This is a genomic window from Synechococcus sp. L2F, assembly GCF_024345695.1.
GTDB lineage: Bacteria > Cyanobacteriota > Cyanobacteriia > PCC-6307 > Cyanobiaceae > MW101C3.
Genome location: NZ_JAGQBP010000001.1, coordinates 874,001 through 894,604, shown reverse-complemented (window position 1 = coordinate 894,604; position 20,604 = coordinate 874,001). Strand labels below are relative to the sequence as shown.

The following is a 20,604-nucleotide window of genomic DNA, read 5'->3' as shown; positions in this document are numbered from 1 at the left end:
AACGCCCCATCCAGGCCCATGAAACTTTCTTCCCAGACCCAGATCCAGTTGATTCGCTCCCTCAACGCCCGCCGCGGTATCGCCAAGGCGTTCACGCTCGTCGAGTTGATGATCGTTGTGGCAATCGTCGGCGTGCTGTCCGCTGTTGCCCTGCCCACCTACCTGAACGCCCGTGACGCCGCTCAGGCTGGTGCGGCAGTTGGAGAACTCATTGGTATCGCCAAGGAATGCGCCACTTCGGCAGCGTCGGATGTTGCCATCGGAACAACTGCTGCAGCCGGCACGGGAGTTGCCTTTACGGCGACAAGTAACTGCATCGGTGGTGGCTCTGGTACTGCCGCTCTCAATGGTGTTGAGGGTGTGCGGTGCCTAACGTCTACCTCAACTTCAGCTTTAAACACAACAGCTACTGTTACCGTCTCAGCTGATGGTGTCTTGGGTTGTACTATTTCCTGACTCCTGAATATGCCCGATCTGTTTCGAGTGTATTGATTTAGTTATTGCTTAGGTAGGGCTGAGGGATCTTAGTGATCCCTCATTTTTTTTGACGCATTGTCCCTATTGCTTGTGTTCGCTATTTGAAGTTAAACAAATCTTGTCATCCTTCTGCAAGTTGTTGGTGAGAGTGGCTATTCATCAGTTGAAAAAATTCTAATCACTGAGGCTTTGATTCAGTACGATTTCATTTCAATGATTGCGCTGTCGAGGTGATTCGCTAGGTCACGTGCGTCGAAAAGACAACTGGATAAGACCTCAGTTTGAAGGTGTTCTTTGTTTTCTCGGAGTAACTTCCAGTCTTCTGAAAGTTGTTCAAGAATGCAGCTAAACTGGTGTGGAGTCTCGGTGATCCAATCATGTTTAGCCAAACCTTTGACAATTGAAGAGCTCATTCTCGCCGCCATACATTTTCCGCGGATTGCGATGAGTGGCACCCCCATGGATAATGCATCAAAAGCTGTAGTGGCACTGCTCCATGGCGTTGTATCAAGTGCAATATCAATTTGATTATAACTTTCAAGATGATCTTCCCATTTCCAAGACCAAGGGAGAAAATGTATACGCGATGGATCAATCCCCTTCTCTCTTAGCGAGTTAAGAATTCTTTCTCTTGCAGTTGCTATGTCAGTGTTTCGATCTTTAATCAGGAGCGTGGCAGATGTTACACGTAACATCGCTGAAGCCCAGAATGTCAATGTTTCTTCGCGGATCTTTGCAAGTTGACTGAAGCATCCAAACACAGGCCCTTCAATAGTGTTTGTAGATTTTGCCGTAGGTGGTGCCGTGTAGGGGATGCAGGCCAACCAAGGGCGCTTGAGGCGCCATAATTCTTCTGTGAAGAATGGCTGAAAAGAAGAGTCCGCTGTTTCTTCGTCGCCGATGAAGAAATTTATCGTGTCGAGTCCCGTTGTCGCATGATATCCAATGTAATGGCATTGAAGTGGCGCACATTGGTGTGCGAGCAGTTCAAGTGCTGTTCCACTCGTGTGCCCAGATGTGTCAATAAGTACATCGTAATTCTGATTCTCTAGTAGAAGTCGACTTTCATCCATTGACATGCTATGCAATGAATGGGTGAAACTTGCTTTTCGGGTTATTGACTCTGTTCTGAGGTCGCTCCGAGTCGATGTCAATAAAAGATCAACTTCGAACTTTGAACGATCAAAAAAGCTGAGGTAGGAATCAATGAAACTGCTGACACAATGAAATCCGATGTCGCCAGAAAGAATGCCAACGCGAATTCTTTCTGATGATGTGCGTGTGAGCGGGATATGAAGACCTGGCTTTTTGGTGATTGATGTGCTCCTGATATGATTCCAGTAATCAGTTGATGTAGCTAGCATTTCTGCTTCATACCTGTTTCCGCAAATCGAGTAGCTAAACAAAAGACCTTGAGTAGGCTCTTTCGTGTGAGGCTGATGCATAAGCGCCTTCTTGAATAATGAGATTGCGTTCTCGATATTGCCTTGATTGCGCATGGCAAGGGCTAGGTTGGTTAGCGCAGATGGATTGTCGCCGTTGGTTGCCAGAGATCTGTGATACCAATCAATTGCTTCTTCAAGCTTTAATTGATTTGTGCAGCATAATCCCATGCAATTCATGGCGACGCTATCCTGAGGGTTAAGTGCCAATGCTGATGAGAAATGCTTTTCAGCTTGCTCATAATCACCAAGCTGCTCAAGCGAAGCTCCTAGATGTAGATACAAGCCTGCCTCGGCTGGATTCGAAGCCAAAAGGTATGAAAAGATTAGGGCAGCTTCTGCATGTCTGCCTTGTTCCTGAAGGATCAAGCCAATGTTCCGAGATGCTTGAAGGTGATTGGGCTCGTATCTTAGAATTGCTTCAAATGCCTCAATGGCTTGGTTGAACCTGTTTAGTTCAATAAAGGCTAGGCCAAATTGGAACAAGGCTTCAGTATTTGTTGCATCTAAAGAAAGGGATGCGAGCATCTCGAGTGCTGACATATCCTGATCGAGCTGCAAAAATGACTTGCTTAGATTTAGGTATGCAGCTTTGAAGTCCATCCTTAGTGAAATTGCCTGTTTGCATTGAGCTATTGCGGCATCAACCATTCCCTCGTCGTGGAGTGCTACGCCGTAGTTCAAGTGTCCTTCTGCGAATGAAGGATCAATCTCAATGCTTCGCTTAAAGAGAGACATTCTTTCTGATTTCCGGTTTGTCAGTCCGCAGATGATTCCTAGATTGTTGTGTACCTTTGGATCCATGCAGCCATTTTGCAGCAGGCTCCGGTATGTCATTTCAGCTTCAAGTAGGTTCCCGGCTTCTAGATGCTGTTTTGCTGAGGCAATCTTTTCGATTTCTACGCTTTTATCAAATGACGAATCAAGTGGGGCCAAGGCGCCTAGGGACTCAGTATCTTTATTCTATATGCAAGTCCGAGCGGTGGCCCCATTCTCTGGCGTTACGTCGTCGACACTACGCAAGACTGACACCGCAAAACATTGTCCACCCTGCTCAACCCCCTCTGCCAGAAAAGTTGACGCCTCTCCATCCCGACCAACTAATCCATCAGGGGGCTTGATGGAGCAGAGCAATGCGGCGATACAGCGAGGCCGTCAAGGCTGATGTGAGAAGACGGATGAGTCCACCGCACCGGCAGGGCGTGGCCCAGATCTCAGCAGAGCTGGGCATTCACGTGGTCACCCTCTACAACTGGAGGAAGGCCTGGCGGTTGCAGGGAGAGGTGGTGCCGGCATCCGAGAAAGACCCTGACGGTTGGAGTGCTACTGACACGTTCACGGTGGTGCTGGAGACCGCTGGGTTGTAGCCACAAGGCTTCTGCGAAGCAATACGCCACCGAGCTCAGCGCCTACTGCCGGGAGCGGGGCTTGTACCCAGAGCAGGTGGAGCGCTGGCGGCAGGCCTCCCAGGATGCCAACGAGAAGCCAGTGCTCACCTTGTAGACGCAGTCCGGCGAGCTCCCGCGCCGTAAGAGCAGAAGGAGCTTGAACGACTCCGTGCCCAGGATCAGCGGGAGATCAAGCGGCTCAAACAAGAGCTCAGGCGGAAGGAGATGGCTCTGGCGGAGGCGGCAGCGCTGCTGATCGCCTCAGAAAAGATTCAGGCCTTCTGGGGAGAGGACGGGGACGACTGACCTGCCCGGGAGACCGCCGGAAGGCCCTACAGATCCATGATGAAAGAATTGTTGATGGCGCCCGTGCCCATGAGCTGGCTGTCCTTCGGGGCGTTGGGCTCACCACACTGCAGCGCTGGCGCCGGCAGTTCCCTGGTGCCGGTGATGGTGGGGACCGTCGCAAGGGCAACTACCGCCACGTCGCTCACCGTCTCAGCGAAGAGGAACGCCAGCGGATCCTGCTGACCTGCAACGAGACCGAATTCGCCGCGCTGCCGCCGGGGCCGAGTCAGGTGTGGAGCTGGGACATCACCTATCTCCCCACCACCGTGCGCGGCGTGTGGCTGTACCTGGTGATCGACGTCTGGAGCCGCAAGGTGGTGGCCTGGGAGGTCGCTGAGCGCGAAGATCCAGCCATCGCAGCGGATCTGGTGTGCAGGGCTTGCCTCAGAGAGCGGATCAGCAAAGGTCGCAAGCAACCGCTGATTCTCCACGCTGACAACGGCAACGCAATGCGTACCTCAACGCTGGAGAGCGGGCTGGAGGAGCTGGGCGTGCTCAGATCCTTCTCCAGGCCACGGGTATCAAACGACAACCCCTACTCCGAATCCCTGTTCCGCACGACCCAATACCGGCCTGACTACCCCCGCCGGCCATTCACCAGCAAGGAGGCCGCCTGCCAGTGGGTGACCTCGTTTGTGGACTGGTACAACCAACGGCACCGCCACAGCGGTATCAAAATCGTGACGCCCCATCAGCGCCACTGTGGAGATGCTGTGGAGATCTACCGTCACCGGGCTGTCGTCTACGAACAGGCACGCCAAAGGCATCCCCTCCGGTGGTCACGATCTACACGCTGTTGGCGTCAACCGGAAGTGGTCAGGATCAATCCGCCAACACCGGAAATCCAACACCAACCCGCTACGTTTGCCATGGCTGCCTGAACAGCAGCAGGGGCGTCATCTTTCCTGGCAGTCACCGCGCCAGGCTTCCTCTGCATTGCAGGAGCCAGTAGCGTCAACACAACCTCTGAACCCTTTAGCACTTGTCTCTGCTTCATCCATCGGCTGAACCGGTCGGTTAAAAGCGGGCGTTCACAGTCCCCAGCTCTTTGATGAATCTGGCCGTAATGGCCGTTACTTCGCCAACAACCTGCTTCATGCTGTTGGGTTAGCTCCGCATGTTCAAAGACTTGAAGACATTGGCGACGGGGCCTAGACGCCTGATGCGCTACTGCACGGCGTGCCGCAGTTGCGGATGATCTCCGCTGGATTGTGAGCCTCGCCGCTCATCGCTGCTCCTCTGGCCACAGCAGCTGGCGAGAGGAGTTTCCCATGCCTTGGTGAGTGTTTGATGATCAACGCAGTCGCCGTTGTCTCAGGGAGCACTGGCATAGATCCTGCCAAGACACGTTGGAGCCATAATGTCACAAGGGATCATTCCTCCTATCCATCCATCAAGTGGCCTTGCAGTGCATGGCGAACCCATGATTCCAATCCTTCTGTGATTCCTGGCCGTTCGTAATGGGATCTGTCTATTCGAGCTTTCAAAGGGTTGAATTGACAGGGCTCATTGTTGGACAAATCGAACACTTGGTGCCTTGCTATTGCAGGCTGCTGAGGCTTAACTGTTGATTTGCAAAGAGTAGCGAGCCCAAGTATGGCTCGCAAAAGCGTGCGTCAGAGCGACGATCGAGCTCGGCAAGCAACAGGGCAACCAGATCCACTGAGTTGTAAAGCTCGTGCAAAAGGAAGCTCGCGGCTTTGAGTTGCCGTGTGTTCCAGGCGCTGAGTGTTCTAAAGTCTCGAACATAGATGGCATCTCCCCACAGGTTCTGGCTGATTGATTGAAGCGGTGCGTCTGTAATTCTCAGCGGCTTCAACGGCCTTCCTTGCATGTAGGAAAAGCGATGAAAAACGAATCCTTGTGAGCGGAGAAAGGTGTCCACTTCGGCCATGAGAGGCTGCCCCTCGTAGAGCTCCACAAACTCAACCTCGCATTGAACCACTGAGACACTGCGCAAGACACTTTGTGCATTCTGGAGGATCATGAGCTCAGCTCCCTGGGTATCTATCTTGATGAAATCTGCACCATGTGCTTCGCTGATGGCATCGAGGCGATGTGTTTGCACGGCTTCTTCACTTACAACCTGCATCCATGAGCCAAGGGCTGGAAACAGATCAACCGTAGATCTGGCTGGTTTGAACAGAGAGGTTGTCATTGGTTCATTGGTGATGTACAACGTATGCTCATTGCCATCGCCTAATGCCCATGGGAAATACTGCATGGCCACTCCGTTCGCTTCCGCTTCTGCATTTAGCTGATCGCATGAGGCTTGTAAAGGCTCAAATCCGAGTACTTCTGCGCATCCAATGTGTGCCCAATGTTCCCAGCAAGGGACGTCGCCACTCTTTATTTTCAAAGCGCCTACATCAATGCAGCGAAGCCGCTGCTCTAGGCCTAGAAACCGAAACCAGGCAAGAGTGGATGCACTGGATTCATCAGGTTGTTCCGAAGCGGTGCTGAGTGGCGTGGTTGCCTGCTGAAATAGCGAATGGGCAGAATCTAGGTCTAATGGGCCAAATCGCTTTTTGACTAATTCAATTCGCTTCTTGATGGCCTGTTGATCAAATCCGAGGCGCGATAGTCGTTCCAGATCTTGGGCTGCTGCCGCACCTGTGAAAAAGCCAGAGTAGCTTCCGAATTGTTCTACTGCCGACAAGCCAGCAGCTTCAAGCCAGGCATTGAGCTCGTTGGCGGGATCCACCGTTTCAAAATGTGGGTCGGGACAGAGAAAAGGTTCATCCCCCAAAGCATCGTTTCCCCTTTTGAGCTCTGTAAGCATCTTGCTCAAAGATTGCATTGCTTGTTGGCGTTGTCCAAGTGCCAATGCCACTCTTGCAAGGCTTGCCCAGCGTGTGACAGTGCCCCTGATTTGGCACTCATGATGCAGCAAGGCAAAGCTTCGAGTGAGTGCGCCATAGCGCCTAGCAATCGGTTCACTGCCATCCTGAGAGATTCTCCACGCCGCCAATGCTTGGCGAATGGTTGCCTGTTCCGGCTGATCAACGGTTGTAAGCCACTGCTGCAAAAGCCTCCGAACGTAAGGCTGCTCTTCTACGCCATGGCTCCATGACTCATGCTCATCCACCCGATAAGCCTCGCTGATTTCCCTGTCCTCTACAAGCTTCCCAGCGGCAGCTAGCAGCTTGATCCGGTCGGGTTTTGCTGCGAATAGATTGAGTAGGTATCCATCAACGCCATTGGTGGGATCAAAGGGAGCCAAAGCATCCAGCCCTGGAATGAGGTGGAAGCACTGGTAGCCAATCTCCTGGAATCGGTCAACAAGATCAAGATGCAGTTCGATTCCAGCTTTCACTTCAAACATCACCAACGGTGAGAGATCCTCAAAGAAGCGCATTCCGCCGAGAAGGATGCGCTCCTCCTCTCCTTCAGCATCAATCTTCAATACATCCACCTCGGACCAGCCGAATTGTTCCAGGCAGGTGTCCAGTGTGGTCACTGGCACCTCCTCTCCGGGCCCTGCTTCCGAAGCAGCGCCGCTTGAATCCAAGCTGGCCAGGCTGTTGAGCTCAGACTGCCCTGGCATCTGCAACCAGGCGATGCCTTGCCGATTGGAAAGGGCCTGTTGCCTTACCTCCAGCCAGTTGATGCCATTGGCTGATGCACTTTCCCTGAGCAACTCGGCTGTGCTTGTGGCTGGCTCAAAGGCCCACACATGCCCGGATGAACCCACTTTCTTTGCCAAAGACAGGGCGTAGACCCCGTAATTTGCCCCGATATCCACCACGGTATCGCCAGGCTTCACCAGCGCACGTAAAAACTTGATTTCGTCTTCAAACCAGTCGCCCTGTTCCTGAAGTACATAAGACGTGATGTTGTCCAAAGAATCAGGTACTACAACCTTGGTGCCATCCACCAGTTCAAGCATGATGGTGGGCGCCTGGTGTTCCATGAGTGGTGGTTTTTGCTTGTTGACCAAGCTACAGAACTATTTAGCCATAAATCAAGTTTTACCAGGTTTCCATCGCTGCCGAGGCTGATGAGCCACGCTGATCTGCCACTCTGGTTTTCCAAGGCATACCAACGTGCTTCTCGGAAACAGCCACACACCAAGGATATGTGCATGCAAGCTGGACTTTGTTGCTGGCCCTGATGCTTCAAGCCTACTTGCGGGCAATTACTCGCAGCATGCAGATCGGCACCCACGATGCAGCTCGTTACCAGGAGTCGTTCCACGTGTTGAGTGTTCCTCCTGGCGTTTCAATGGCAGGTCACCACATGAACCATGCGGTGCGGCTGTCGAATCGACTTCCAACTGTGTTGCCTCTTTGGTTCTGCATGGCGAGATTTCCCGCCTGGCTGTTGACTGGCACGGCCTGACTGTTTATGCCCCACTCGGCATGAAGCCACTGGCTTGCGGTAAGCGAGCGAAGTAAGCCGCTGGTCTCTGAAACGGCCGAAACCCTGCATTCGTGCTATCTGTCATTGCAACGCTCACCTGTACGATCCTGGTACCTGCTTATCTCCAGCTAGCGACAAGTGAGTGGCTGCCGACTGAATGCCTCATAGCGGTTCTTCCAGGTTTCCCGCGTTTCTGCTGGGGCCCCGAGCGCTTGAACTCTGTATTTATGGCTTCATCAATATCTGTATTAATGGCTTCATCAATTGCAGCATGGAGGATGGTTGTTCTTCTTCTGGCACTACCTATAGCTTGATGATGACCAGCCCAGCCCTCTATGAACAGTTCACGGCCTTTGACTGCATCCTCATCTAGCAGCTGGATTCCCTTGTGGTTCGTCATGATCTGCAGGCGTGGTTCGCCAAGGTTTATGACCTCTGCAGTTCTGCCTGTCTGATGGGCTCGCAGCCCTGGGTGACGGAGCCCTTCGTGAGTATCGGCGGCCTCTCGTTGCGCAAGGTGAGCAGTTGCCTGCGGGTTTTTCGCCAGGTGGAGGCGTTTGATCCCGGCTTGATTCGGCACTCCCGCGAGCTGCTTGCTTTTGGCCAGGAGGATGAGTGGTGGGACATCAGGGCACCGGCGCGTGATAGCGCCTTTCTGATCAGCCGCTGGTGGAGAACCTTGCTTTTTCCTTGGACGGCAACCCCGCTCCCTATGCCGCCCGCTGCATGACCCTGCCTCCTTTGGCGTTCCATCGCTGGCTGTCAGTGGGCGCGTTGTTGGTCTGCCGCCGCTCCATGGCTTCTCGTTTGCGTCCACTCGTTGCAACGGAGCTCCGGCGTGTGTGGGTTTGGTAGTGGCGGCGGCTCTTTGGCGCCCATGACCCGCCTTAGGGTTAACGGCTGCTCAGCCGCCCTGCCTGTGCCCGTCTGGCTCACCCTGCTTCTGCTCACCGTGTCCGCCATCCTCTGGCTGTCGGGTTCCGGCAACCGCGACGACGTGATCGGTCTGCTGGAGCGGATCCTTTCGGTGGCAGCTCTGTTGGTGGTGGTGATGGTGGGCCGTGGGGTGCCCTTGGAGATCGCCGGTGTGCTGCTGGCCTTCTGGCTGCCTCGTGCCCGTGCCGACCAGGCGCCGCCGCCGATCCCCCACCGCGACGATGTGCTGATTCCGTTTTGATGCCCTGCTGAACCCATCGCTCAGCATGTGTCGCGCTCAATGGCGCATCCTCACGGTGCGCGGCAAGGGTTCGGTGATGGCGCCCTCGGCATCGAGCGGGGGATAGGGCCGCCCCTGCTGCCGGCACCAGCGCGCCACCTCCGGGTATGCCCACTCGAACAGCAGCTCCTGGCGCCGCTCCGCCGGCACCCCTTCGCCGGCCGTGGGCAGCAGGCCCGCCGCCTGCCGCTGGCGCAGTGCCTCGAACAGCAGCACCGCCGCCGCCACCGACACGTTCAGCGACTGCACCATGCCGCCCATCGGCACGAACAACGCCTGGTCGACCGCCGCCGCCGTGGCCTCGCCCAGGCCCCACTTCTCCGCCCCGAGCACGAAGGCCGTGGGGCCGGTGAAATCGCAGCTGCGGTAATCCACCGCATTCACCCCCAGGTGGGTGCCATACACCCTGAAGCCCTGCTGCTGCAGCACCGCCACCGCTTCGGCGCCGCTGGGATGCGGGCGCAGGGCCACCCACTTCTGGCTGCCCCGGGCGGTGTCGTTGAAGGTGCGGGTGCGGCCCGGCAGGCTCACCGCATGGGCCTCCAGCACCCCTACCGCATCACAGGTTCGCAGCACCGCCGAGAGGTTGTGCGGTTTATCCACCGCCTCCAGCAGCACCGTGAGGTCCGCCATGCGGCGGTTCAGCACGGCCTGGAGCCGCTCGAAACGTCGGGAGAGCAGGGGCATGGGCGACGGCAGTTACCGCTTCAGTTCAGCATCCGATTGAGGCGGCTGGCCTCTGCGGACTACTGCCTCCCTTGAAGGTGCCGGCCAGTTGAGGTCTGAAGGGTGACAGGCCCGCTCCTGATGGCATGGACATTCAGATGGACAATGGAGCTCGGTGAAGAATTGCTTTTAGGGTTCACCTGCTATCTCACTATGGTTCGAGCCCGATAGACTGCTAGCGTTCACGTGCTGGGTAGGCCAGCATGGGGTCTGATGAGCCTTTCCTTTGGAGCCAAGCTTGAGCTGAATGCCTCTCTCCGGGTCCGGGATGGCATCGCCACAGCCTTCACGCTCGCTGAGTTGATGATTGCTGTGGCCATTGTGGGCGTTTTTTCTGCTGTGGCACTGCCCACTTATATCAATGCCCGAAATGCCACTGCCGCCGGTGCCGTGGTGGGTGAAGCCGTCGGCTTCGCCAAAGGATGTGCCACCGCTGCTGCTTCTGATTTGGACATTGGCGTTACAACGGGATCAACGAATGTCACTGTGGCTTGCACCACGGCTGGAGGCACTGTCACCGCCATGTTCACACCGGGCGCTGCCGGTATTCAGTGCCTTTCCTCCAGTTCTGCTGCAACCGACGGCACCGCTACGATCACGATTTCCGAGCGAGGCGTGATGACGTGCGCCTTCTCCTGATTGATAGCACTTGGCGTTTTCATCATCTGCACAAGCCACTCATCGAAAGGTGTTCTGGGTTGTTTCCTAAGCAGGGCCCATCGTTAACCTTTGCGGCGGGGCACTCCCCCTGAGAAGGGGCTGCCGCCCATCTGCAAACGCCGAATCCTTAGCCCGAGTTCAAGGCGAGGGTCGTGATGCAGTGATCCGTGGTCGCAAGACATTTGAGGAGATCACGGTCATTCACTGCACGCACCCCGGCGGCGCCGCGGTTGTGCGCCTGCAGCGCCACCCACTTCTGGCTGCCCTTGGCGGCGTCGTTGAAGGTGCGCAGCACTGCCGGGAGGTTGTGGGGTTTGTCCACCACCTCCAGCAGCAACGTGCCCCGGCCTCGCTTCAGTTCAGCACTGGGTCCAGCCCCGGAATCACGGCGATCGCGTCGCTGCTGCTGCGCACTGCCACCCCGTCTCGCAACACGCGGAAGCGGCCGGCGTCCAGCACGCGGCGGCCATCGGCGCTGCGTGCTTCGATCGCCACCCGCCCATCGCCGAAGAAGGCATAGGCGCTGCGGGCGCCATCAGCCCAGGCGAGCTGGTAGAAGGTTTGCCCTTCGGCGGTTTCGCCGCGGCTCAGCTGGCAAGGGATCGAGGCAGCTGCCTCCTCGTCGGGCCGTTTGAACAGGCAGAGCGTGGCGTCGCCAGCGTCATCCGGGGCCTGGGCGATCGGCGGCCTTGAAGGTGCCGGCTCCGCTGCCGAGGCGGGCGGCAGGTCTGCCAGGAACTCCCGCACCACCGCTGCGGAGATCGCGAAGTTGAGGCCCTCGCTGTCCCTGTACTTGAAGGTCGCCACCCCCGCCACGCAGTTGCCGGCATTCAGCACCGGACCACCGGAGTTGCCCGGGTTGATGGCGGCATCCACCTGCAGGATCTCGTCGCTGTCGCGCAGGCTGCTCACCACGCCGCGGCTGAGGCTGAACTCCAGCCCTTTGGGGGCGCCGATCACGAACACCTCCTGCCCCACCGCCGACGGCTGGTCGGCGATGCGCAGCGGCTCACCCCGGGTGCCCTGCACCGCCAACAGGGCCAGATCGCTGCTGGGCGTGTCACCCCGACCGCGCGCCACCACCCGCGCCCCGTCGCTCTTGCCGTCCACCCACTTCAGCCGCACCGTTTCGGTGCCGCGCACCACGTGGGCGTTGGTGATCAGGAACGTCTGGCCATCTTTATGGGCCACCACGAAGGCACTGCCGATGCCGTCGCCGCGCGTCACCACGGCCACCCCCTGCTTAGCGCTGTTGAACACCTGCTCGGCGCTCTGGGTGCTGCTGCTGCAGCTCTGCCCCGCTGGGCCTGGGGCCGTGGCCGCCGCCGCCAGCTTTGGCGTGGGCGCGGTGGCATTGCTGCGCACCGCCGCGCAGCTGGAGAGCAGCAGCGCCAGGCCGGCGGCGCCCGCCGCCGCGGCGCTCCAGGAGCGGCGGCGAGGGGTCGGGGGCTGGTGCTGTTTCTGGTTGGGTGAGGGTTGGTGGGGGAAGGTCATCGGGGCTGTCGTCAGGAGACGATCCAGGTCATGACTTCGTCCTACGCCGCCTGATTCCCCTGTCTCTCACTGGCCTCCGCACGCCTGATGACAGGATCTTTCCCCGCCGGCCTGCGGGGGGATCCTGTCACTGTTCGGCCCGGCTGGGCCGGTCAGAATCTCTGGCCATGGCGAACCCGTTCGATCAACGCGTCTGGGCTGAGGTGGAGCGCATCCCCCATGGGCGGCTGGCCACCTACGGGCAGATCGCCGATCGGATCGGTGCCTATGGCTGTGCTCGGCAGGTCGGCTGGGCGCTGCGGCGGCTGCCGCTGCCGTCGGCGGTGCCCTGGCACCGGGTGGTGAACGCCCAGGGGCGCATCAGCATGAGCCTGGGCCGGGAAGGCAGCGACTGGATCCAGCGCGACCTGCTGCTCGCAGAAGGCATCCCGGTGGCGGACGACGGACGCCTGCCGTTGCGGCGCTATCTGTGGGTTCCACCGCTGCCTGCCGATTGAGCGCCGCCACTCCCGCTTCCACCCCGCCCGCCAGCGCGCCGGCACCGGGTCTTGATGCCCGGCGGGTGGCCTGGCGGGTGCTGCTGGCGGTGGCTTCGGGGGCCTATGCCGATCTGGCACTGGAGCGGGAGTTGCGCCGCCTGCCGCTGGCCTCCCAGGACCGGGGCCTGGCCACCGAGCTCGCCTACGGGGCGATCCGCCAGCGCCGCCTGCTCGACGCCTGGCTGGATCAGCTCGGCAAGGTGCCCGCCGTGCAGCAGCCACCGCCGCTGCGCTGGCTGCTGCACCTGGGCCTCTACCAACTGCTGTTTTCCCAGCGGGTGCCGGCCTCGGCAGCGGTGAGCACGGCGGTGGAGCTGGCCAAACGCGACGGCCTTGCCCGGCTGGCGCCGGTGGTGAACGGTCTGCTGCGCGCCTTCCTGCGCCGCAGCGCCCCCTTGCCGCTGCCGGCGGATCCCGCCGCCGCCTTTGCGTTGCGCCATTCCCTGCCCGACTGGCTGGCGGCGGATCTGCAGGTCTGGCTGTCGGAGGAGCAGGCCGAGGCGTTCGCTCTGGCGGCCAACCAGGCGCCGCCGCTGGATCTGCGTGTGAATGTGCTGCGCAGCAGCCGCGCTGCCGTGCTCGCCGCCTTCGAGGCCGCAGGGGTGCCCGCCGAGCCGCTCGCCGATCTGCCCGCCGGCCTCACGCTCAGCGCCCGCAGCAGCGATCTGCGTGCCCTGCCCGGCTACGCGGAAGGGCACTGGTGTGTGCAGGACCGCGCCGCCCAGACGATCGTCCCCCTGCTGGAGGCGCAGCCGGGTGAGCGGATCCTTGATGCCTGCGCCGCCCCCGGCGGCAAGAGCACCCACATCGCTGAGCTGATCGGCGATGTGGGCACCGTGGTGGCTGTTGATCGCTCCAGCGGCCGCTTGCAGCGCGTGCGTGACAACGCCGAGCGGCTCGGGCTGCGGACGATCCAGCCGGTTCAAGGTGATGCGGCGGCGTTGGCAGCGGATCTGGGCGAGGCGCCGTTCGATCGCGTGCTGCTGGATGCCCCCTGCTCGGGCCTCGGCACCCTTGCCCGCCACGCCGATGCCCGCTGGCGCCTCACCCCCGAGGCCATCGACACGCTGGTGGAGCTGCAGCAGAGCCTGCTGGCCGGTGTGGCACCGTTGCTGCGGCCCGGCGGTCGCCTGGTGTACGCCACCTGCACCGTGCATCCCCGCGAGAACCAGCAGCAGATCGGCGCTTTTCTGGAGGCCCACCCTGGCTGGCAGCTGCGCTTCGAGCAGCAGCTCTGGCCGCGGCCCCAAGGCGGCGATGGCTTCTATGCCGCCGTTCTCGAGGCGGCTTAAGGCGGCGGCGGCGCTACGGGAGCTGGCGCCGGCGGTGGCGCCACGGGCGGGGGCGGGGCCGGTGGTGCGCTCACCGGCGGCGGAGGGGCCGCTGGCGGCGGGGGCTGGCTGGGCGAATTGGGCCGCGACGGCACCGTGGGGATAGAGGGTGCAGGCGCTTCGCTGGGGGCCGATGGGGCGGAGGGGCCCGGCGGTTCGCCCTGGAAGCGGCTGTCGTCGCCGAGGCCTTCCTCCGGGCTGGCGGGCGCGGGCTCCCACGGCCGGTTGGATTCCGCGCCCCGATCGCTGGAGCTGGGCGGCGCCTGCGGCTTGACGCCCCGCACGTTGAAGGTGGAGGTGAGCGTGGGCTTGGGCGGGAACTGACGCACCGGCAGATCCTTCGTGATCACGGCCATGTAGCGGCCCCAGGCGGCTGCCGCCGCGCCGCTGTCGCTGTTGGTCTTGCGGTTGTTGTCGTAGCCGAGCCAGACGCCGGTGGTGAGCTGGGGAATCGAGCCCACGAACCACAGATCCCGGGCACCCTCGGAGGTGCCGGTCTTGCCGGCCACCGGCCGGTTCGGCAAGGACGCCGCGCCGCCGGTGCCGCCGGTCACCACCCGCTGCAGCATCCACACCATGGCGTCGGCCACATCGGAGCTCACCACGCGACGGCCGCGATCGCCCTGCACCCGGCGGCTCCACAGCAGCTGCCCCTCAGGCCCGCTGATTTCCTCGAACGGGGTGGGCGGCACGAAGATGCCGCGGTTGACCACCCCGGCGTAGGCGGCGGTCATGTCAAGCACGGTCTGCTCGTAGGCGCCGATGCCCATCGGGTAGAAGCGGCCCAGCGGGCGGGTGATGCCCAGGCCTTGGGCCACAGAGATCACCTTGTCGAAGCCCACCTGCTGCAGCAGGCTCACCGCCACCACATTCAGGGAGTTCTGCAGGGCCGTGGCGATGGAAACCCGGCCCATGTAGCGGTCGCCGAAGTTCTTCGGGCAATAGCCGGCAAAGCAGCGCGGCGCATCCAGCACCGTGTCTTCTGGTTTCATGCCGGCCTTGAGCGCCGCCAGATACACGAACAGCTTGAAGGTGGAGCCCGGTGAGCGCAGCGCCTGGGTGGCGCGGTTGAACTGGCTTTCGTTGTAGTCCTTGCCGCCCACCATCGCCCGCACCAGTCCAGTGCCGGGTTCGATCGTGACCAGGGCTCCCTCCATGCCCCCGTAGGCGCTGCCCTCGATCACCTGTTCGGCTTCCTTCTGCCAGGCGAGGTTGAGGCTGCTGCGGATCGTGAGCCCGCCCACTTCAAGCTGCTCGGGGGTCAGCACCTTCGGCAGTTCCTGCGCCACCCAGCTGGTGAAGTGAGGCGCTCGGCTGGTCCAGTACTTGGGCTCTGCCGGCTTGAGTGCCAGCGGCGCCGCGTTGGCTTCGGCCTCCTCGCTGGCGTCGATGAAACCGGCCTCACGCATGCGGCGCAGCACCACCGCCCGGCGCCGCTGGGCCAGCTCCGGATTCACCAGCGGCGAATACACCGACGGCGCCGGCGGCAAGCCGGCGATCAGCGCCGCTTCCGGCAGCGTCAGCTGTTCCGGGGTCTTGGAGAAGTAGATCCAGGCGGCGTCCGCCACCCCGTAGGCGCTGGAGCCCAGATACACATAGTTGAGATACTGCTCAAGGATCTGGTCCTTGCTGAGCTCACGCTCCAGCTTTCCCGCCAGCAGCGCTTCCTGCAGCTTGCGCACCAGCGTGGGGTCCTGGCTGAGGAACACCAGCCGCGCCAGCTGCTGCGTGATCGTGCTGGCCCCTTCCTCCACGGCGCCTCGCTGCACGTTGCGCCACAGGGCCCGGCCGATGCCCCAGGCGTCGATGCCGTTGTGTTCGTAGAAGCGGCGGTCTTCGGCGGCGATGAAAGCCTGCTGCACCAGCTCAGGCATCTGGCCGCCCACCAGCTTTTCGCGCGTGGCTGGGCCCAGCTTCTGCAGCACCTGGCCATCGGCCGAAAGGATCGTGACGGTGCCAGGCCGGTTGAAGGTGCTGATGCGGCTGACATCAGGCAGGGTCTTGTCGAGGGTGCGCACCACGAACACCTGACCCACGGCCACAACCCCGCCGGCACCGGCAGCCAGCAGCGCCGTGACCAGAAGCTGGCGCTGGCGGCGCCTCACATTCCCACCGTCAGCGGGCTGTGCCCGATCGCAAGGGCGGTGACCAGCATGCCGAGCACCAGAAAGGGCTGGGCGCTGGCCTGATATTTCACATCGAAGGCCACAGGATCGCGCAGCAGCCAGATGTCCTGGAAGGTGATCTGCGGCACGATCAGCAGCACGAGCAGCACGGCCGCAAAATGCTGGCCGATGGCGATCAGCACGCCCACCATCGCCAGTTGGAAGAGATCGATCATCGCGGCACTGATCCAGCTGGCCCGCTCGATCCCGAACACCACCGGCAGGGATTGCAGGCCCAGGGTGCGGTCGCCTTCCACACTTTTGAAATCATTCACCACCGCGATGCCGAGGCCCGCGAGGCTGTAGGCCAGGGTGAGCAGGGCGGTGGGCCAGGTGAGCTGTCCGAACAGGGCCTGACCGGCCCACCAGGGCAGGGCGATGTAGCTGGCGCCGAGGGCGTAGTTGCCAAGCCAGCCGTTCTGCTTGAGCTTGAGCGGCGGAGCGGAATAGATGAAGCTCACGAAGGAGCCGCCCAGCGCCAGCAGCAGCAGCACCGGGGTGGTGTGACCGGCCCAGCGATCAAGGCCCCAGGCCACCGCCAGCCCCGCCAGCAGCAATACCCAGATCTGCGTTTTCACCTGCGGCAGCGAAATGGCACCCGAGGGGATCGGCCGGTAGGGCTCGTTGATCGCGTCGATCTCGCGGTCGTAGTAGTCGTTGATGGTCTGGGTGTAGCCGGCCAGCAGGGGGCCGCTCATCAGCATGCAGGCGAAGGAGGCCAGCACGTTCGGCAGAGTCCATTCAAAACGGCCCGACGCCGCCGCGCCGCAGATCACCCCCCAGATCAGTGGGATCCAGGTGACCGGCTTCATCAGCTGCAGCCGCAGCTTCCAGAGGCTGCTGGTGCCACTCGCACCCTTCATGCCAAGCAGCTGGCGGGCGCTGCCGGACGCCTCGGCGGCCTTGCTGGCTTTGGGATCGGGGGTGTCGCTCAAGTGAGAGAGGCGAAGGGGACGCTCAGGCCGGGGTGATTTCGTCGTCGAAGAACCAGCCGGTGCTGCCGTTGCTCAGCTCCACCACCACGCCGATGCCGCTGCCATCCGTCATCTTGAACTCTTTGACCACGCCCGAGGCATCGCTCTGCAGCAGGCCCACCATCTCGGCAGGGATGCGGTCACGCACCCGCTGAATCCGCACTTTCGAGCCGATCGTGATGGCGTTCTGCGACATGAAGCCGGGCCAAAAAAGCCCTGAAACATTACCAGCGCCCTCGCAGCACGCGGCGGGCTGAAACTGGAGCCATCACCCCCCGCTCCCTGACGGCCCTGCGCCGCCGCCCGCCATGGTCGCCAAACGCATCATTCCCTGCCTCGACGTGGCCGATGGCCGGGTGGTGAAGGGGGTGAACTTCGTGGGCCTGCGGGATGCCGGCGACCCGGTGGAGCTCGCCTGCCGTTACGACGCCGCCGGCGCCGACGAGCTGGTCTTCCTCGACATCGCCGCCAGCCACCAGGGGCGCACCACCCTGGTGGACCTGGTGCGCCACACCGCTGAGGCGGTGACCATTCCCTTCACCGTCGGCGGCGGCATCGGCTCCGTGGAGGGCATCACCGAACTGCTGCGTGCCGGCGCCGACAAGGTGAGCCTCAACTCTTCGGCCGTGCGCACGCCCGAGCTGGTGACCGCGGGCGCCCGCCGCTTCGGCTCCCAGTGCATCGTGGTGGCGATCGACGCGCGCCGCCGCCAGCTGCCGGAAGGGGCCACGCCCGCCTGGGATGTGTACGTGAAGGGTGGACGCGAGAACACCGGGCTCGACGCCGTGGCCTGGGCCCGCCAGGTGGTGGCGCTGGGCGCCGGCGAGATCCTGCTCACCTCCATGGACGGTGACGGCACCCAGGCGGGCTACGACCTGGCACTCACCCGTGCGGTGGTGCAGGCGGTGGAGGTGCCGGTGATCGCCTCCGGTGGCGCCGGCTGCATCGACCACATCGCCGCGGCGCTGAGCGAGGGCAAGGCGGCGGCAGCCCTGCTGGCCTCCCTCCTGCACGACGGCGTGCTCACGGTGGAGGCGATCAAGGCCGATCTGCTTGGCCGGGGGCTCGTGCTGCGCCCGCCCGCTCCGCCGCTGGACGGACTGATGGAGGCTGAGCCGGAGCCGGAAGCGGAATCCGGGCTCGGGGCGCTGTAAAGGGTCGTTACATTAAGGAGATTCCTCTTCGCTTGCCGGTCACCCGTTTGCGTTTCGCCGTGCCGGTCGTTCTGTCTCCCTTCACCACCGTGATCTGCCTGGTGATGGTGCTGGCCGTGGTCGGCCTCGTGGCCTGGGCGCTTCAGCTGATGGAGGCGGCCAACGCACGCCGAGAATTTTCGTTGATGCTCGCCGGCTGCATGGTGTGCTCCGCTGCCGTTGGTCTGGCCACGGTGATGGTGATCACCCTCACCAGCCCTGATCGCTTCCCCGCTGCCGGAGTGGCGCGCAGCGAGGCCGATGCCGGCATCAGCCTCAACGCCGTGGCCCTGCCCTTCGACGACTCCCTGGAGTGCCTGGTGGATGCCCGCTTCTGCGCCCCCCTGCCATCCTCCTGAGCAGCCAACACAGCGCGGTTCGCTTTGAAGCCCGGTGATCCCCAGGCGGTGCGTGAGCTCTTTGACAGCATCGCCCCCCGCTACGACCAGCTCAACGACCTGCTCAGCCTTGGCCTGCATCGCGTCTGGAAGCGTCAGGCCGTGCGCTGGCTGGAGCCGGCTCCGGGCCAGCAGCTGATCGATCTCTGCTGCGGCACCGGCGACCTTGCCCTGCTGCTGGCCGCAAAGCTGCGGCCCGGAGGCCGCGTGCTCGGCCTCGATGCGGCCGCCACGCCTCTGGCGATCGCCCAGCGGCGCAGCGCCCGCCAGCCCTGGTTGCCCGTGTGCTGGCAGCAGGGCGATGCCCTCGCCACCGGCCTGGCCAGCGGCCGCTTCGACGGGGCGGTGATGGCCTACGGCCTGCGCAACCTCAACGCCCCGGGGCCGGGCCTGCAGGAGCTGCGGCGGCTGCTGCGGCCCGGTGGCCGCGCTGCCGTGCTGGATTTCAACCGCCCCGATCCCGCCACCCCGGCCGGTGCCGCCGCCGCCAGCTTCCAGCAGCTCTACCTCCGCCGCCTGGTGGTTCCTGCGGCCCGCCGCTTCGGCCTGCCCGAGCAGTACGCCTATCTGGAGGCCAGCCTGGAGCAGTTCCCCAGGGCGGCGGATCAGGAGGCAATGGCCCGCCGCGCCGGCTTCACGCAGGTGCGCCACCGGCCGCTGATGGGCGGCCTGATGGGCCTGCTGCAGCTGGTGGCGTGAGGCAGCGCACGGCTGCCTTCTGACAGGATCGTTGGCCGGTGCTCTGCCCGCGCCTCTTCACGCTTCGCCCCGCACCTCAGAACCCGGCCATGCTTTTTCAGGACATCATCTCCAGCCTGAACCAGTTCTGGGCGGCGCAGGGATGTCTGCTGCTGCAGCCCTATGACACCGAGAAGGGCGCCGGCACGATGAGCCCCCACACGGTGCTGCGGGCGATCGGGCCCGAGCCCTGGGCCGTGGCCTACCCCGAGCCCTGCCGCCGCCCCACCGACGGCCGCTACGGCGACAACCCCAACCGGGCCCAGCACTACTTCCAGTACCAGGTGCTGATCAAGCCGTCACCGGACGGCATCCAGGAAACCTATCTGGCCTCGCTCGAAGCGCTCGGCATCCGCGCCGCTGACCACGACATCCGCTTCGTGGAGGACAACTGGGAATCGCCCACCCTCGGCGCCTGGGGCGTGGGCTGGGAGGTGTGGCTCGACGGCATGGAGGTGACCCAGTTCACCTACTTCCAGCAGTGCGGCGGCCTCGATTGCCGGCCGGTGTCGATCGAGATCACCTACGGCCTTGAGCGGCTCGCCATGTATCTCCAGGATGTGGAGAGCATCTGGGAGCTGCGCTGGAACGAGCAGCGCTCCTACGGCGAGATCTGGCTGCCGTTCGAGAAGGGCCAGTGCGCTTACAACTTCGAGGCCTCCAACCCCGAGCGGCTGCAGCAGCTGTTCGCGCTCTACGAGGCTGAAGCCACGGATCTGGTGGCCCGCAAACTGCCGGCCCCAGCCCTCGACTTCGTGCTCAAGTGCAGCCACACCTTCAACCTGCTGGAGGCCCGCGGCGTGATCTCGGTCACGGAACGCACTGCCACGATCGGCCGCATCCGCCACCTGGCTCGCCAGGTGGCCCAGGCCTGGCTGGAGGAACGGGAGGCTCTGGGCTTCCCCTTGCTGGCCGGATCGGCGGCGCCGCCCCTGCCCGCGGCGGCTGGCACCGCCTCGCGCTGAGCCTTGAAGCGCACGTTGCTGGTGGTGGTGCTGCTGGCCGGCAGCTTCCAGGCCGGCCGGCTCACCGAACGGGCGATCTGGCCCTGCCGGCTGCGGCCGGTGGCCGCCCTGGTGGCGCCCCTGCTGGGCCAGACGATGCCGAGTGAGCAGGTCTGCGATCTGATCCAGCGGCTGCCCAGCTTCTGAAG

Annotated in this window: 23 protein-coding genes; 14 read left to right on the top strand and 9 right to left on the bottom strand. The window is 62.2% G+C overall.

Annotation, left to right across the window (positions count from 1 at the left end):
• Positions 1-18: 18 nt before the first annotated feature.
• The gene (locus KBZ19_RS15095) at positions 19-456 is read left to right on the top strand and encodes a prepilin-type N-terminal cleavage/methylation domain-containing protein (RefSeq protein ID WP_315856316.1); all 438 of its coding nucleotides are present in this window, start codon (positions 19-21) and stop codon (positions 454-456) included.
• A gap of 215 nt (positions 457-671) precedes the next feature.
• On the opposite strand, the gene KBZ19_RS04465 is transcribed toward KBZ19_RS15095, so the two are convergent.
• A complete protein-coding gene (locus KBZ19_RS04465; RefSeq protein WP_255099918.1) occupies positions 672-2,855 on the bottom strand; it encodes a tetratricopeptide repeat protein in 2,184 nt (727 codons plus the stop codon).
• 242 nt (positions 2,856-3,097) lie between these two features.
• Between KBZ19_RS04465 and KBZ19_RS04460 the strand changes: the two genes are divergently transcribed.
• Entirely contained in the window at positions 3,098-3,286 is a 189-nt protein-coding gene (locus tag KBZ19_RS04460) for a helix-turn-helix domain-containing protein (RefSeq protein WP_255099917.1), read from the top strand.
• 353 nt (positions 3,287-3,639) lie between these two features.
• Here the strand turns inward: KBZ19_RS04460 and KBZ19_RS04455 are convergent, their stop codons facing one another.
• Positions 3,640-3,801, bottom strand: coding sequence for a hypothetical protein (locus KBZ19_RS04455; protein WP_255099915.1), 162 nt, complete (start codon positions 3,799-3,801; stop codon positions 3,640-3,642).
• 120 nt (positions 3,802-3,921) lie between these two features.
• On the opposite strand from KBZ19_RS04455, the gene KBZ19_RS04450 reads away from it, so the two are divergent.
• Positions 3,922-4,536, top strand: a complete 615-nt coding sequence (locus KBZ19_RS04450; protein ID WP_255099914.1) for an integrase core domain-containing protein — start codon at positions 3,922-3,924, stop codon at positions 4,534-4,536.
• A gap of 659 nt (positions 4,537-5,195) precedes the next feature.
• On the opposite strand, the gene KBZ19_RS04445 is transcribed toward KBZ19_RS04450, so the two are convergent.
• The gene (locus tag KBZ19_RS04445; RefSeq protein ID WP_255099913.1) at positions 5,196-7,595 is read right to left on the bottom strand and encodes an FkbM family methyltransferase; all 2,400 of its coding nucleotides are present in this window, start codon (positions 7,593-7,595) and stop codon (positions 5,196-5,198) included.
• A 173-nt stretch (positions 7,596-7,768) separates the two neighbouring features.
• Here KBZ19_RS04445 and KBZ19_RS04440 point away from each other — a divergent pair, with 173 nt between their 5' ends.
• The 3 genes from KBZ19_RS04440 (at position 7,769) to KBZ19_RS04430 (ending at position 9,194) form a co-directional block, all read left to right on the top strand.
• Positions 7,769-7,996, top strand: a complete 228-nt coding sequence (locus KBZ19_RS04440; RefSeq protein ID WP_255099912.1) for a hypothetical protein — start codon at positions 7,769-7,771, stop codon at positions 7,994-7,996.
• A gap of 397 nt (positions 7,997-8,393) precedes the next feature.
• On the top strand, positions 8,394-8,747 hold the full coding sequence (locus tag KBZ19_RS04435; protein WP_261346187.1) for a DUF5672 family protein: 354 nt from the start codon (positions 8,394-8,396) through the stop codon (positions 8,745-8,747).
• A gap of 147 nt (positions 8,748-8,894) precedes the next feature.
• The gene (locus KBZ19_RS04430; RefSeq protein WP_255099908.1) at positions 8,895-9,194 is read left to right on the top strand and encodes a hypothetical protein; all 300 of its coding nucleotides are present in this window, start codon (positions 8,895-8,897) and stop codon (positions 9,192-9,194) included.
• A 36-nt stretch (positions 9,195-9,230) separates the two neighbouring features.
• Here the strand turns inward: KBZ19_RS04430 and trmH are convergent, their stop codons facing one another.
• The gene (gene trmH / locus KBZ19_RS04425; RefSeq protein ID WP_255099905.1) at positions 9,231-9,920 is read right to left on the bottom strand and encodes a tRNA (guanosine(18)-2'-O)-methyltransferase TrmH; all 690 of its coding nucleotides are present in this window, start codon (positions 9,918-9,920) and stop codon (positions 9,231-9,233) included.
• A 252-nt stretch (positions 9,921-10,172) separates the two neighbouring features.
• Here trmH and KBZ19_RS04420 point away from each other — a divergent pair, with 252 nt between their 5' ends.
• Entirely contained in the window at positions 10,173-10,598 is a 426-nt protein-coding gene (locus KBZ19_RS04420) for a type IV pilin protein (RefSeq protein ID WP_255099904.1), read from the top strand.
• 148 nt (positions 10,599-10,746) lie between these two features.
• Here the strand turns inward: KBZ19_RS04420 and KBZ19_RS04415 are convergent, their stop codons facing one another.
• Together KBZ19_RS04415 and KBZ19_RS04410 are read right to left on the bottom strand one after the other, a co-directional pair.
• Positions 10,747-10,956, bottom strand: coding sequence for a hypothetical protein (locus tag KBZ19_RS04415; protein ID WP_255099903.1), 210 nt, complete (start codon positions 10,954-10,956; stop codon positions 10,747-10,749).
• 17 nt (positions 10,957-10,973) lie between these two features.
• On the bottom strand, positions 10,974-12,113 hold the full coding sequence (locus tag KBZ19_RS04410) for a S1C family serine protease (protein WP_255099901.1): 1,140 nt from the start codon (positions 12,111-12,113) through the stop codon (positions 10,974-10,976).
• Positions 12,114-12,280: 167 nt separating this feature from the next.
• Between KBZ19_RS04410 and KBZ19_RS04405 the strand changes: the two genes are divergently transcribed.
• Complete coding sequence (locus KBZ19_RS04405; protein ID WP_094510180.1) at positions 12,281-12,610, top strand: MGMT family protein; 330 nt, start codon at positions 12,281-12,283, stop codon at positions 12,608-12,610.
• Positions 12,607-13,944, top strand: a complete 1,338-nt coding sequence (locus tag KBZ19_RS04400; RefSeq protein WP_255099900.1) for a 16S rRNA (cytosine(967)-C(5))-methyltransferase — start codon at positions 12,607-12,609, stop codon at positions 13,942-13,944. Before KBZ19_RS04405 ends, KBZ19_RS04400 begins: the two co-directional genes overlap by 4 nt.
• Here the strand turns inward: KBZ19_RS04400 and KBZ19_RS04395 are convergent.
• The 3 genes from KBZ19_RS04395 to KBZ19_RS04385 all read right to left on the bottom strand — a co-directional run bounded on the left by KBZ19_RS04395 (position 13,941) and on the right by KBZ19_RS04385 (position 17,318).
• Positions 13,941-16,088, bottom strand: a complete 2,148-nt coding sequence (locus KBZ19_RS04395; RefSeq protein ID WP_255099899.1) for a transglycosylase domain-containing protein — start codon at positions 16,086-16,088, stop codon at positions 13,941-13,943. The two genes, KBZ19_RS04400 and KBZ19_RS04395, sit on opposite strands and share 4 nt — an antisense overlap.
• Positions 16,085-17,011, bottom strand: coding sequence for a chlorophyll synthase ChlG (gene chlG / locus KBZ19_RS04390; RefSeq protein ID WP_233132732.1), 927 nt, complete (start codon positions 17,009-17,011; stop codon positions 16,085-16,087). Before chlG ends, KBZ19_RS04395 begins: the two co-directional genes overlap by 4 nt.
• Positions 17,012-17,105: 94 nt before the next feature.
• Positions 17,106-17,318 carry a DUF2862 domain-containing protein gene (locus KBZ19_RS04385; RefSeq protein WP_255099897.1) on the bottom strand — a complete coding sequence of 71 codons (213 nt, stop codon included), beginning with the start codon at positions 17,316-17,318 and terminating at the stop codon, positions 17,106-17,108.
• A 112-nt stretch (positions 17,319-17,430) separates the two neighbouring features.
• Here KBZ19_RS04385 and hisF point away from each other — a divergent pair, with 112 nt between their 5' ends.
• The 5 genes from hisF (at position 17,431) to KBZ19_RS04360 (ending at position 20,602) form a co-directional block, all read left to right on the top strand.
• On the top strand, positions 17,431-18,276 hold the full coding sequence (gene hisF / locus KBZ19_RS04380) for an imidazole glycerol phosphate synthase subunit HisF (protein WP_255099895.1): 846 nt from the start codon (positions 17,431-17,433) through the stop codon (positions 18,274-18,276).
• 32 nt (positions 18,277-18,308) lie between these two features.
• Entirely contained in the window at positions 18,309-18,674 is a 366-nt protein-coding gene (locus KBZ19_RS04375; RefSeq protein ID WP_255099894.1) for a hypothetical protein, read from the top strand.
• A gap of 24 nt (positions 18,675-18,698) precedes the next feature.
• On the top strand, positions 18,699-19,412 hold the full coding sequence (gene ubiE, locus KBZ19_RS04370) for a bifunctional demethylmenaquinone methyltransferase/2-methoxy-6-polyprenyl-1,4-benzoquinol methylase UbiE (protein ID WP_094510186.1): 714 nt from the start codon (positions 18,699-18,701) through the stop codon (positions 19,410-19,412).
• Between the two features lie 89 nt (positions 19,413-19,501).
• On the top strand, positions 19,502-20,416 hold the full coding sequence (gene glyQ / locus KBZ19_RS04365) for a glycine--tRNA ligase subunit alpha (protein WP_255099892.1): 915 nt from the start codon (positions 19,502-19,504) through the stop codon (positions 20,414-20,416).
• 3 nt (positions 20,417-20,419) lie between these two features.
• Positions 20,420-20,602 carry a hypothetical protein gene (locus KBZ19_RS04360; RefSeq protein ID WP_094510187.1) on the top strand — a complete coding sequence of 61 codons (183 nt, stop codon included), beginning with the start codon at positions 20,420-20,422 and terminating at the stop codon, positions 20,600-20,602.
• Positions 20,603-20,604 lie beyond the last annotated feature (2 nt).